Genomic DNA, 13,613 nt, shown 5'->3' with positions numbered 1-13,613 from the left:
AATTTTAAAAAATATTCTCAACAACTACCATACTCTTCCCGCTCTGCTGTTTGCTCACTTTAATCTGTACAGGGATCCTTTCCGTCATTTCCTGCACGTGAGAGATGACACCCACTTTACGTCCCTGATTGTGCAGGCGTTCAAGAGCATCCATAGCGATATTCAGTGTATTAGGGTCTAGCGAACCAAAGCCTTCGTCAATAAATAAAGATTCCACTTTCATACGGCTAGATGACAAAGAAGCAAGGCCTAATGCCAAGGCAAGCGAAACCAGAAACGATTCGCCGCCCGAAAGGGAATAGACGGTGCGCACCTCATCGCCCATATCCTGATCTACTACCTGAAGAGCCAATGAAAGAGGTATTCGTTCGATTTTGTACCGGTTGGTCAGTGCTTGCAAATGAATGTTGGCATAGCCCAATAACACATCGAGCGTGTATTCTTGGGCAATCTGACGGAATTTTTTACCGTCGGCCGAACCGATGATTTCATTTAGTTTGCTCCAGTTATCCTTGATAGCTTCCTGCGCCGCAATACGTTCCAGCAAGTCACCAATATTCTGTTTATGCACAGCATCTTGTTGTAGGCGGAAGCTGTTTTCCCCTTTTTTGTGTTTATTAGTTTCCAGAGCCGATTTTGCTACGGCATTGAGATCGATGAGTTCCTCAACTGCTCGGTCGGATATACTTTTTTCTTTGTGGGTGTCTAAAGCATGTTTTCGTTCCGAAAGAACGCTACTCGCTTTGGTTACTTCCTCGTCCATCGTTTGCAATTCCCCGCGTTCTTTAGCCATCCAATCGCTGCTCATTGACAATAAATCATGGAGTTCCTCAATGGTTAACGATTGACTGTTCTTTGTGTTGAAATCGTCAAGCCAACCCTGCATTTTTTCCAATGCATTTTGAGCATCGGCTTGTAAAGCTATTATTGAAGCGGCCAATTCATCGTATTGGGTTTGGGCTTTGGTGCTGTTGATATTGAGTTGTTCCCTAGTTATTTTAAGCTGCTCGAGTTGCTGCTGAGCATCCTTTATTGCTTGCTTTAGCTTGGTCTCCGTTTCGCTTGCAGATTGACCTACAAATATCGAATTGCGCTCCTTAAATAAAGCTAGATACAGTTTATTTTCCGCAACATGATTTTCCGTTTTTTTGCTGACATCTGAAGCGAGACTTTTAGCTTGGTGTTCCAGTTGGCTTATCGTGGCTTCGAGTGCTGTATGTTGACGGGTATATTGATCCATCCTTTCGCTTTTTTCTTTCCAATCGCGGGCAAAGGTTTCAATACGCTCAACGAATGCTAGAGGTGAAGCTTTCCAATTTTTCATCCATTCTGGAGCGGTGAAATAGGGGGAGAGCAGCCGTTCAACACTGTCTAAATCACGTGATGCCTTATCACGATCTCTCGTATGGCTGCTTTGCTGTTCTTTGTAAATAGCCAGTTGGTTTTGGATGTCTTTGAGTTGATTGGCAAGGCTATCGGTCTTTTCTTTAAGTTGGTCTATTTGTGTTTTGCCAACTTCTATTTGTCGCTTTTTCTCAGTGTAAGCTTGTATTTGCGCTTGCAGATCACCCTGTTTGATTTTAAGATCCTGTAATTTTGTTTCAATCCAGGCTGCTTTTTCAGCACTGGCTATGGCCTTACTTTCGTCGGCAATATCAAATTGTTCCCAAATTTGCTTTTTAGAGACTAATGCTACTTGCCTTGCTGCAATTTCTTCACTTTGGCTCTCAATGTTTTGCTGTAGCATCTTACTTTCCTGTTCCAGGGCTATATAGAGGTTATTGCTCGCGTGATAGCTCCGATCATGTTCCTCGAATGATTTTTCCAGTTTCACCAATACATTTTCCAATTGCGGATTATGAAGCACATAGGGATGACTTATGCTTCCGCAAACAGGGCAAGGCTCGTTATCCACTAAAGCCGCCCGCAATGTTTCTACGTTTTCGGTCGATGCCAGACGAGCTTGATGTAAAAGCTGCTGCGCCGTATCGCGTTGTGCCTTTTCCAACGGCAGCTGCTGGGCTAAATTTTGTAAAGATTCCTGTTTTGTTTGAAGGTCAGACTTATCATTTGCCTGTTTTTGGTTTAGTGCTTCCAATTCCGTAAGTGCACCATAAAACAGTTGCCAATGTGCCTGTGCTTTTATAGTGTATTCAACCTGTCTGTCTGTTTCGGATTTATCTAAGCCCAAAGTTTCGATAGACGTTATTTGCAACTCTTTGGATAGTAAATCATTACTTTTCTTTAAAATTTCCAGGCGATCTAACTTTTGCTTCCAATCAGAGTCTATCATCGAACTCTTGGCTTCGTCTTTATCATATTTATCTTGTATTTGTGTCAACATAGCGGATGATTGCTGCGCTATTTCTAAAAACTGCTGCGCATCCTTTAGTTTCGACAAGATGAGGTCCTTATTTTCCGCAATCGGGCTGCGGTATTTGTTGTCTGCTTTCCAGTCGGTGATATCTTTTATTTGATTAGCAAGGTTTGCAAACTCCTCTTGTTTAGCCTTCTGTAAGGTTTGATGTTGATTATTGGCTTCAACAGAATTTTCAGCTTCTTCTTTAAGTTTTTCTACCTGTTGTTTTTTCTCCGCCAGCCGCGTATCAAGTCGTCTAGCTTGCTCCAGTAGGGGAAGGGCATTGGTTAGTACATTGTTTTTTTCTAAAAGATTGGTTTCGGCCACCTCCAAATGCTTTTCGAGCTTTTCTTTATCATCCTGTAGGACGGCGATGTTTGCTTTTATTTGTGCGAGGGCTGTTGTTTTGTCAGCATGCTGCTGTTGAGCATGTTTCAAGGCATCTGCCCAGCTTTTGGTTTGCTGTGCTTGCTCAACAGTTTTCAGTTTTTGTTTGCGTGGCTGGGCAGAGCTTTGGATCTCCGTTGCAACATTTAATGCTGTGTACGCTAGATTAAAATTAGATTGCAAATTAGCGAGCTGTTCGTACCAAGAGATTTCAGTAGTAAGTTTTTCAATTTCTTTTTCTAAAGCTTTGATCTCGATTTCCAGTGTCTCCTGTTCATCTGAGAGCGTCTTCAATTCTTCTTCGGTGAGCGTGATGATTCCTTCTTTACGAAGATTAAGGTCACGCAACAGCACTTCTTCAGCTCTGTATTTTTCATAAATCTTTTTCGATATTTCCGAATATATATGAGTGCCAGTCAACTTTTCAAGCAGAGAAGCTTTTTCACCCTTATCGGCTTTCATAAAAGCTGTAAAATCGCCTTGAGCTAGTAACACAGACCGGGTAAACTGATCGAAATTTAGACCTACCAACCTTGCAATCTCACTTAACGTTTCAGCTTTTTTGGCTGGAAAATCGATATTCGTAGTTATATTTTTTAACGTCACAGCATCAGATTGCATGCTACCATCCGCTTTATTTCTCGCACGCCTTACACTCCAAGTAGCACGATGATATTGTTCGTCAATACCGACAAAATCTACTTCAGCAAAGCCATCCGCGGTACCATCGCGCAAGATGCTCCGCACATCACCCTGATTTAGGGTGCTCCCTTCAACATCTCTAATTTCGATACCAGATTCTTTCGCCTGCAGATACCGCGGTGTCTTTCCGTAAAGAGCAAGGCACAAGGCATCGAATATCGTAGATTTTCCAGCGCCAGTAGCTCCCGTAATCGCAAATATGCCAGCGGATGATAATGGCTCGGAAGTAAAGTCAATTTCTGTCACTCCCTCTAGGGAAGCTAGGTTTTTAATTCTTATAGCTAATATCTTCATTCTACTCGGCTGTTTGATTGACTTCTTCCACTACTTGTTGAAAAAGATGTAGGATCTCTTCGGGTACGGCACTATTATATCTCGATTGGTATATTCTTCCAAATACATCAATCGGCTTTAATTCCTGCAACTGCTCTGGAGCGATGAGTTGATGTTGCACCGTTTTGGAGTCAGGATACTTCACATCAATTTTCGCAAGTCTCACTTTCTTCTTCTGCAATGTCACCTCTACCTTATGCCTCAATGCTGGTTCAGGACCTTCTAAAAATACACGAACTTCCAGATAAGGTATTGTAGCTTTGTTAGCTTGATCAGAAGGAGGTAGTTGTTCAAGCAAAGCAATGACATCATGTAAAGGCTGGTGTTTTAACGGAACTCTCAGCAGCGGTACAAACAATGGTATCTCGATCGATCGTAGGTTACGCATCTCGTCGTCGAGATCAAATGCGATGACTTGGTGCTTGTAGTTAATTTCTGAGAAGGACATAGGCAGGGGACTGCCAGCATAACGCACATGGTCTTTGCCGCCTATTTTTTGCGCCTTATGAATATGTCCAAGAGCAACATATTTTATATCATCATGAAAAGCCGTCGCCGGAATACATTCTACACCACCCATAATTGGTCTTTCTGTTGTATCTAGCTCAGTTATTTCAGCATGGTGCGTATGTAGATGCCCCATCGATATAATGATTTGATCGTCCTTAATTTTTTCTTGCGCACAGTCAAATAACTCTTTATAAAGTGCGGTTACACCCTCTGTATAGGGGTTAGAGCAGTCAGGTATGGCTGGGTAATCTCCCATACGCAGGAATGGTACAGCAAGGCAGTATATCTTGATTCTTCCAGCCTGGTCATATATCGGTACAATCAACTTTTCATAATCTATTTTTCCTTCCGCATCTTTCTCAACCAATCCAACAATATGAATTTTTGAAGACAGGAGTAAAGGCTTTGGCGCCTCCAGGCGTGATGCAGAGTCATGATTTCCGGCAGTGATTATAATTTGTAGATCTGGGTTTCTAGAAGTAGCTTGATTCAAGAAGGAATAAAACATTCTGATCGACTGAGCCGACGGATTTGATATATCAAACACGTCTCCGCTAATAAGCAGTACTTCAATTTTTTCATGATGCAATGTTTCGACCAGCCATTCTAAGAATTGCTGATGTTCATAGGTGCGATCATATTCGTGAAATAATTGGCCTATATGCCAGTCTGCTGTATGAAGAATTTTCATTTTTAATAAATGGCTAGTTCATAAATCGTCCTTTTGAACTCGTTTTTATCACGACGGAAAAAAGGTGTGATGGTCTAATAATATGTGAGTACAATATAATAATTGTAATTTAAAACATAAATTTTTTAAGCATTATTTTTACAGCGTTTAATAAAGAATTACAAGAAAAAGTACTTTACAGTTATACTTGGGAAAAGTACAATGTCTAATTTTTAAATTTTTACGGGAAACCATATCTGGCTTAAAGATTCGATAAATATTTTGAGTATTGTTAAATCATTGGATCATTCTTGAAAGAAGTAGGATCCAATGATTTTTACAGTTTTGCCGCATATATGAAATGGGTTTATTATAATAGTATGTAGGACTTTACTTCTTTAAAAGTAATAATTTCCTCTTCATTAGTATTAGTTTTAGTATTAGCTTCACCCATAAATTTAGGCCCATTAAAAAATTCAGAAATGTCTATATTCCTTAAGTCAGGATTGATTGTATGTAGTATTGACAAGAATTGACTTATGCAGTTCACTGCCATTCTGATGTCAAATGGTTCATGCATATCAATATATACTAAATTTGACATGTCATTGCCTTTTAATTTTAGATTTCCTTCAGAATAATAGGCATAAAATGAGGATTCATTATCTAGGCCAATTGACGTTAGAACAATAGTTAGTTGATTATTCATTTTTTTAAATTTTAATTAAGAAATTGTGTTAAAATAGGTCGTTAAGCCTTTAGTGAGAAACAATGCATGCAGGATTAAAAGTAACAGAATAGCATTGCCGTTGCCGAAGTTTAATCGGCTTCATTAGCAAAATACTTAACAAGAGCCTTTATACTTTAGTAGAAAACAATGCATGCAGGATTAAAAGTAACAGAATAGCATTGCCGTTGCGGATGTTTAATCGGCTTCATTAGCATAATACTTAACAAGAGTCTTTATATCATTGAGTAAAGACTGATTAGAAGTAGCATGTTTAAAATGCTAACAGCACTTTTAAAATAGAGTAATTAAACACATTAAACACCATTGATTTCAGCATGATAACAAATAACCTTTTCGCCGATACCATTTTGGTATTTCTTCAAGAATAGTTATTTTCTGTAAATAAACAAGATTTTTTATCAAAATTAATCAGTAATTTCCAAATTCCCCTTCTCAATCTCGAAAAAGTAACTAGAAACAATTGTAGCGATTAAATAGCAGATTATTGGTTGCATAACTCCAGCTGTATTAAACAAACAGATTTTGGTACCAGTGCCAAGAATTGCGGTAGAAATCAAAATTGGTCTAACCTATTTTGTGTTTATTCTGCTATGTTTTTTAAGCCCGTTCAAGAGTAAAATATAGATAATTAGGGTTGGTATAGAGAAGACAAGACTTAAGGCCAAAAGCATCAGTGTAACCACCATTGCTTCTTCAGCACCTAATCCCGTTGCTAGAATAAAAAGAATGGCACCAATTAATAAAGTGCTTCCCGGTTCTGTTTGGGTAGCTCGTTCAAAGCCGTTCCTTATATAAAATTCAATAGCATTACCGTCTGCAGTAAGCATTTGCATGTGAAAACCCTTATAGATCTCTTGCATTTTATCCATGATCAAACGACCAATCCCCTCACTTTGATAGTAAGGTACAAGACATTCAATCTATCATACTTCTTCATAGTGCAAAACCTGCGGAAAAGGATCATAATAGTCGTGCAGTAAGGTTTTCCATTTCTGGTATTGCGGAGACTGTCGGAATCCAACTTCATGTGCTTCGACAGAAACCCATTGCACTAATAAAATGTATTGGTTGTCTACCTCTATACATTTCTTTAAGGAGTGTGTTATATATCCGTCGATAGATGATATATACTGGCTAGCTATTTGAAAATCATTCTCAAACTTCTCCGCTCTACCAAGTTTTACATTTAAAATAGCTACTTCTAAAATCATCGTTTTTTTATTTTTTTAAAATTAGGATTAGCAATATCAGTCAATATAAAAATCAATTTCTTACCAATTAAGTGAAGCCAGATCCTTAATTATGGCCATAACAAATAATATTATCAAAGTACAAAAAAACAGATGCCCCCATAAAAAACATTGTTCGTTTTTTCCTTGGTTCTTCTTTTGCTTGATAGCTTTTCCAGCTATAATATAAACCCATTGGAGGAAATATTAATGCAATTACTAAAAGTAATAGTGTAAGTGCAGATACCAATATTGGATAATTCTTCCGTGAAGGCGGCAAAAGCATAATTATTAAAATCAATATTAATGTCGCAATAGTATAGAATTTGAATATTCTTATAGATTTTTTTAAATAATGTGGTTTCGCAATTTCAGACATATAATCCCTTTTAAGATCGATATTTGTAATTTACTCAATTTTAATTCTGTTTTCCAAATCAGATGTTAATAGGCTTTTCATGCATAACAGATAAAAATTATTTTTCTGTTTTTAATGAGATTTTTAATTAGCTATGTATTTAATTTTCAGATTGAGGTATCAGCCAATAGTCGGAGCAGTTCCTTTTGTATATTCTCTTTATTTAAACCTAGACTTTCAAAAATTAAATTTGTTTCACGTATATCTCTGAGCAATTTAAAAAAATCTACTTTCCCGTATTTTTTTATGCCATATTCACAAACTATACTTGCTACCACATAGCTGGCTGGAAAATCATGTGTCCAATAAGTCCTGTCAAATATATTGGATTGACAAACTTTCCATATATCTATCCGATTGACTTCTTTCTTGAATTTGGCTTTAAGTTGTTCATAAGATAGCGTTCCGCTTCCGCCTAAATAAGTAGCAAGTCCCTCATCGAAAAACTGATTTATCCCGGGAATAGCTTTTCTGATATACAGATGACTGATTTCGTGAGGATAATATTCCGAATTATTTGCCGACAATACATTGTTTTTGTAAACGACGCCACCGGTACTATCTGCATACATCATCGGATGATATTGAAAACCCTGCATATTAAAAAACTCTTCTACTGTCGATGCAGAATAGTAGGTAAAAGGGATCCTGGGAATATCAAAATACTGAGACATTTTTTTATTAAACTTTATCTGTGAATTGATGTCTCTATAAACGTTTTTTAATCTATTGCGACTTATATAGTAGACAATTTCTTCCTTTTCTTTCTTTTGCCAGGTCTGCTCAGTAAAATTTAGATAAGATGAGATTTTTACTGTATCGTTATTGTATTTTGCTATTACATTGACCATAGCTTTTAGAATAGGTTTACTGGATGAGATAAAACTGATCTTGACAATATATTGCTTCTGGGGAACCCAAGGTATAATCTCCATTACGCAAGGATTGAAAACACGCTGACCGCTATTATTGTTCTCCATATTCTGCAAGAAAGAAAACGGACTTCCAAATCGATCAAAGTCAGATTTTTCACAAAATTTATACCTATTAATATTGGTATAGTCGTCCCTTACTCTTAAAAAACTATCGACAGTATTGACAATTTTTTGATTGACCGGTATATTTAAATCAACAATGGGAGACACTGCAATCGGTGGTGTATCCTGGCAATAAGCGGATAATAATAAGCTGCAAAGATTTAAAAGTATTAATAAGTATTTCATAATCAATTTTAATGATCGCCACCGGAATAGATCCACATCGGCTCCGTTTGTCCTGCTCTTTCGAAGCCATTCTTTTTATAAAAGTCTATAGCTTCTCCATCAGCAGTAAGCATTTGCAAGTGAAAACATGTTGTACCGTCCCAAGCAGAAACTAAAGAATGCGAATTCAATAGTGCTTTCACCAGTAGTTCTGGTTTATCGGCTGCACTCCATTTATTGGCCTGATATAGGGTTAGAACCTCATTTACGGTTAAATTTTTATTGGTTTTAAGATCAATCTTCATATTCTATGCTAATGATTTAAATTAATATTTATTTGATGATTGTCTTATCTATGTCTACCGTATCGATTACCTGTTTTAGCGTTCTTATATGTTCCGCCTTTATGAGAGCTACCTTTACCACTTTTATAAGTGCCGCCATGGCTAGTAGTGTGTCTTTTTCCTGGATATTTTATCCGAGCACTTAAATTCTGGAAAGATAGGCTTAGCACGATAATCGTGCATATAGCAATTACTTTTTTCATGTATTTAATGGTTTAAAAATGAATATTAGTTATTAAGACAATAAGAATACATTATTATTCAATTAAAAGTACTTTTCTGTCCTTTTCTCTTCCCCAGGAGATCTGCCACATTCTACCGTCTATTTGATCGAGAAGAATAAAATTAAAAATATTAGTAGTTGGATAAAGAAAAAATCTGCCATTCTTTTCTTCATCCTTATCTACTAAAAGTGTATCTGATAATGTACTTACAAATCTGTTTTTATTGCTTGTATCCCATTGAACTTGCCACATTTGTCCATTTCTTGTATTCAATTTGATAAATGTGAACATATTTTGTGTAGGGAAAAGCTTGTATCCAACTGTACTATCCGAAGAATTAATTTGAATAGGTGCATTAGATATATTTTGAGCAAAAGATTTTGCTACAAACAACAGCAAGAATAGTGTGATAAATCTTGTCTTCATAGTAATTATATAATTTTTTTTTCAATTTGCCGAATAAATGATTTCGATTCTGACAGGGAACCATTATCTATTAATCTCTCCATTAGTCTATCAACAGTTTAGAGAAGCCAGATCCTTAAATATGACCATAAAAAATAGTAGTATCAATGTACAAAACAAAGATGTCCCATTAAGAACATTTTCCGCTTCTTCATAAGTTCTTCTTTACCTTTATAATAATCCCTTAAACTGTAATACAAGCCACACGGGGTAAAAATTAATTTGTACTCAATAACTTCCAATAGATCATTCCTTCATACTCTTTAACCACATTGAAATTTAGAAAAGTTAATATCTTTTGTGAAGCCAAATTCTCTTCTGAACAATTGGCTGTAATTGCTTTAACTCCTTCTTGCCTAAATGCCCATTCTATTAACCCTAAGGCAGCCTCTTTTGCATATCCTTTTTTAGTTTCGGTCTGAACAATGCCATATCCAAGATCAACCTCACCATATTCATTGGGAGCTCCTTTAAATCCAATATCCCCCATTAATATATTTGTATTTTTATGAATAACCATCCATGATTCAAATCCGGTAGGCGATTTTACTTTTTTTAAATTATTTATAATTCTTGGCAATGTATCCAAAGTTTCCATATCTGGCCAATCTCTAGTAGGCATAATACCTAAATCAGTAAGACGTGAAGTCGAGCTCGATAATGCTTGCTCACAAATCTGTATTGTAAACGGTAATAATTTTAATCTATCTGTCTGAATTTCCAGTGGCATACTGATAAGTTTTTAAATTCATTTAATCTGTTTGGCCTGAATTCTTAATTTACAGGAATCTGTTTCAATTTGAAAATATACTCATCTTCGATATTGATTTGTAAATCAAAAATTTAAGATTAGTAAGATATCCGATTTCTTTGGTTGAAGAAAGTGAAAACTTTGTATTCACCTCATTTTTAACCTCTATACAAAATTAATATCAACAGGCTTTTCAGGCATAAAATCTTTTAGGCTACACTCTAATCCCATCGCCAGTTTGTTTAATTGGTCGTAGGTGTACATACTCGGAGAGTTTTCTATTTCAATCTGGCCTATATATCCAGAAGTTACTCCAAGCAATTTAGCAAGTTTCGCTTGGCTGACTTTTTTTCCATTCCTTATTTCTCTCACCAATTTAACAATTTCCCATTCTATTTTAGTCTTTGGTATTTTTTCAGCCATAAATTTTTTAAATTATTTGCATAGCTATAGCTAAGTCCTTATATTTGCTTAGTGATAGCTAAGTTTTAATTTGCTATCTGATTTTTTATTTATGCCCTTAATTATTGGGGCATTGAGTTAACTTGAAAATATTAAGTGTTTTAAACACTTTGATATTATTGACGAGTCTCCAACTTTCCACTTGGTACCTGGGAAGGAGGCGGTAAGGTTAGCTCATTACCTGCGAATATTGTATCTTTGCATACGCGCGGGAATGAGCCTTGCTGAGTAGCCGCTTCCGGGTACCACCTTAAGTTTACTTAAGGCCTAGCTAATGCTTTAGGGCCTTAGCGAAAGAGTGGCGAAAGGCAAGGTTTCATTCCTTCGTTATTTTGGAACTCGTTCACATAAAACCAAAAACGATTATGAGAACGAAACGAACAAACACCACCCATTATCCGCATTCGATCAGAGATCGCATGAAGAGGTATTCCCGCAAATCACTTTTAAAGAACATATTCCGCGCGCCCGAATAGGTTGCGCTCCATCAAACACAGGCTGTAAAGAGCAATAAAAAGGGGAGGTCTTAACTTTCCTTAAAATGAAAAGAAAGCTGAACCCAGTTCAGTCTAATGTCCCGCTATTTACACCTGTAACCGACCTTTACACTTATATAATTGCATTAAAAGGTAATATTGGCCAATAATACAGCTTGATTTAATATTGCACGTTAAAATTAAGCAATTTTTCATTGAGTCCAAACTTTTTATCCGTAGTTTTTATTGCGATCCAATATTGTGTTAGGTCGGTATTTACTTCTTTCCGGCAGGGAGCGCCATAATGAACCCTATTTATGCCTTGAAATTGTATCTCGGCGCTTTTCGGACTTTTAATATTATTTGTCCATTTCGCATAGATCACATTTGATCTGTGCAATGACAAGCCTTTTGAACGTGAAAAATCGCGAAGGGGAAAGCTATGCCTTTAGTTGAGCGAGCATCAAAAGGTTTGTCGTACTCGATGAAACTAAGTTATGAACCAACACGCAAACAATCTGCTACCATTTGAGCTAGCATGTTATGAAATATACGACAATGGATACGATCCATTACATACCATTCGGGAGTTCTGGTCCCAACATGCCATCACCGACTGTCAGGAAAGCCTGTGGACACTCTTTGAAAACTATAGAAAGGGCATCGTACAGGAAGATGCTGCCGATGTGAAGCAGATGCATACCTTTTTGATGAAACTGTGCCGTGTGCTAATGGCTTATTTCCTGGTGCACTTCCGCAAGATCGGTATCGATGCGGTGCCATTCACCTTTGCTGAACCTACCGATGCCATTACGGCCGATCTGGAAGCCAAGCAAAGGATCCACAGTTTCTTTAACCGAATTGCAGAATAATACCTAATCCATAAGCAGATGACAAAAAGAGCCAATCTTTACGCTGCCTTATTGGATAAGGGAGCGCTTGTAATGCTATTCGCATTGTTTTTCAATCTTGTTAATTGTTCTTTAAAGGTGTTAAAGAATACAACAATGGTTTTTACTTGCATTGCTGTATTTTATATGTTTAGTTTATCGGCTCAGACGCCCCGCAAGGACAGCGGGGCCAATGGGCTCAATGGCCTCACAGCGCTCAATCCCGGTGATCCTATTCCCGAAGCTGTATGGAAAATGCCATTAGAACTTAATTATTTTGATGGAAAGAAAAAGATTGTAAAGCTGGCCGACTATAAAAACAAGCTGATCATATTGGATTTTTGGTCCACAGGGTGCGCATCCTGTATCGAGGGAATACCCAAAATGGAGCTCTATCAACAACGCTTTAAAGATGATATCGTCGTTCTGCTCGTAAATAGCAAGCGTAATAAAGATACAGCGAAGCGTATAAAGACGAGATTTGAAAAATACAGGTTTGATTTTAACTATACGCCGATCTTGCCAACGATACTGGATGATACGGTCTTAACCGCTTTGATAGAGCACAATACACTGCCGCGTATAGCCATTATAAACAGGGCGGGTGCTTTTATAGGAACCACCTCATCAGCCAGCCTGTCCGAACAGCATATTAGCGCCATGCTCAAGACGGATAAACTACCTTTCGAAAGTGAAAGAAATATCCTTAATAAGGTGATCGACCATGTCGATATGCCCTTATTGATCGATACAGTGGGGTTGACCTACACCTCCACAATAGCGCGATATAAAGTGAATTACAACGGCATTTACCCGAATGTTTACTATAAGAACGGGCAGACATTATTACAGACTGGAAACGCTACCGTCAGAGCCATGTATCAACATGCTTTTGCGGAGGTGTTCAAAGATAAAGTATACGGTATCTATGTATTTCACAGTTCAGTGCCATCCAAATTTAAAAAAGTGCTGAACGATCCGCATACCTATTTCTGGTATCAGTATTTCAACAGGGACTCGGTAGACAAGTACAGCATCAACCAGGCGTTTCGACGTGCATTGGTCGATAACTTTGGGGTGGATGTCAAACTCAAATTTGGTTTTCAGGATGTCTATATCCTAAAAATTGACCCCTCCAATAAAAGCATTTTGTCCAAAGGTGGTATGCGAATGCAGTCGATCGAAGAGGGAAGCTCTGCGCTGATCATGCAGAATACAAGCCTCATTAGCATCGCGAATTTCTTGCGTACAACTTTGGATAGACCCGTCTTAGTCGAGGGAAAGGATCTTCCAAAAGTGGACCTTATGCTGCCGTCAAATTTCTATGACTTGGATACCGACAGCAAGATAGCACTGTTGGCCAAGAGGGGGATTATCCTCAGTAAAAGTAGAAACCTGCTCGAGTATCCATTTTTCTATAAACCTATTGAATAAACGACC

13 protein-coding genes are annotated in these 13,613 nt (G+C 37.5%); 2 read left to right on the top strand and 11 right to left on the bottom strand.

Translation table 11 applies throughout. The annotated features are described in order from the left end of the window. Positions 1 to 4 precede the first annotated feature (4 nt). From J2X77_RS08025 to J2X77_RS07975, 11 genes are all read right to left on the bottom strand, one after another. A complete protein-coding gene (locus J2X77_RS08025; protein WP_310080072.1) occupies positions 5 to 3,742 on the bottom strand; it encodes an AAA family ATPase in 3,738 nt (1,245 codons plus the stop codon). Position 3,743: 1 nt separating this feature from the next. Beyond that, complete coding sequence (locus J2X77_RS08020; RefSeq protein WP_310080070.1) at positions 3,744 to 4,982, bottom strand: exonuclease SbcCD subunit D C-terminal domain-containing protein; 1,239 nt, start codon at positions 4,980 to 4,982, stop codon at positions 3,744 to 3,746. 349 nt (positions 4,983 to 5,331) lie between these two features. Next, positions 5,332 to 5,670, bottom strand: a complete 339-nt coding sequence (locus J2X77_RS08015) for a hypothetical protein (protein WP_310080068.1) — start codon at positions 5,668 to 5,670, stop codon at positions 5,332 to 5,334. A 611-nt stretch (positions 5,671 to 6,281) separates the two neighbouring features. Further along, positions 6,282 to 6,572: a hypothetical protein gene (locus J2X77_RS08010; protein ID WP_310080066.1), complete on the bottom strand. Its 291-nt coding sequence runs from the start codon at positions 6,570 to 6,572 to the stop codon at positions 6,282 to 6,284. A gap of 63 nt (positions 6,573 to 6,635) precedes the next feature. Continuing rightward, complete coding sequence (locus tag J2X77_RS08005; RefSeq protein ID WP_310080064.1) at positions 6,636 to 6,923, bottom strand: antibiotic biosynthesis monooxygenase; 288 nt, start codon at positions 6,921 to 6,923, stop codon at positions 6,636 to 6,638. 85 nt (positions 6,924 to 7,008) lie between these two features. Next, positions 7,009 to 7,320, bottom strand: a complete 312-nt coding sequence (locus J2X77_RS08000) for a hypothetical protein (protein ID WP_310080063.1) — start codon at positions 7,318 to 7,320, stop codon at positions 7,009 to 7,011. Between the two features lie 146 nt (positions 7,321 to 7,466). Next, positions 7,467 to 8,582 carry a hypothetical protein gene (locus J2X77_RS07995; RefSeq protein WP_310080061.1) on the bottom strand — a complete coding sequence of 372 codons (1,116 nt, stop codon included), beginning with the start codon at positions 8,580 to 8,582 and terminating at the stop codon, positions 7,467 to 7,469. Between the two features lie 8 nt (positions 8,583 to 8,590). Next, positions 8,591 to 8,866, bottom strand: a complete 276-nt coding sequence (locus J2X77_RS07990; protein ID WP_310080059.1) for a GNAT family N-acetyltransferase — start codon at positions 8,864 to 8,866, stop codon at positions 8,591 to 8,593. Between the two features lie 296 nt (positions 8,867 to 9,162). Then, positions 9,163 to 9,555, bottom strand: a complete 393-nt coding sequence (locus J2X77_RS07985; protein ID WP_310080057.1) for a hypothetical protein — start codon at positions 9,553 to 9,555, stop codon at positions 9,163 to 9,165. A gap of 256 nt (positions 9,556 to 9,811) precedes the next feature. Continuing rightward, positions 9,812 to 10,324 carry a GNAT family N-acetyltransferase gene (locus J2X77_RS07980; protein WP_310080055.1) on the bottom strand — a complete coding sequence of 171 codons (513 nt, stop codon included), beginning with the start codon at positions 10,322 to 10,324 and terminating at the stop codon, positions 9,812 to 9,814. 186 nt (positions 10,325 to 10,510) lie between these two features. After that, entirely contained in the window at positions 10,511 to 10,768 is a 258-nt protein-coding gene (locus J2X77_RS07975) for a helix-turn-helix transcriptional regulator (RefSeq protein WP_310080052.1), read from the bottom strand. 1,012 nt (positions 10,769 to 11,780) lie between these two features. On the opposite strand from J2X77_RS07975, the gene J2X77_RS07970 reads away from it, so the two are divergent. Both J2X77_RS07970 and J2X77_RS07965 read left to right on the top strand, forming a co-directional pair. Then, the gene (locus J2X77_RS07970) at positions 11,781 to 12,155 is read left to right on the top strand and encodes a hypothetical protein (RefSeq protein ID WP_310080050.1); all 375 of its coding nucleotides are present in this window, start codon (positions 11,781 to 11,783) and stop codon (positions 12,153 to 12,155) included. A gap of 18 nt (positions 12,156 to 12,173) precedes the next feature. Next, entirely contained in the window at positions 12,174 to 13,607 is a 1,434-nt protein-coding gene (locus tag J2X77_RS07965; RefSeq protein ID WP_310080047.1) for a TlpA disulfide reductase family protein, read from the top strand. The last annotated feature ends 6 nt before the right edge of the window (positions 13,608 to 13,613 follow it).

Origin of the sequence: Sphingobacterium sp. 2149 (assembly GCF_031455655.1) — a bacterium.
Classification (GTDB): Bacteria; Bacteroidota; Bacteroidia; order Sphingobacteriales; family Sphingobacteriaceae; genus Sphingobacterium.
The sequence above is the reverse complement of the archived record's forward strand: the minus strand, read 5'-3'. Positions and strand labels throughout refer to the sequence as shown.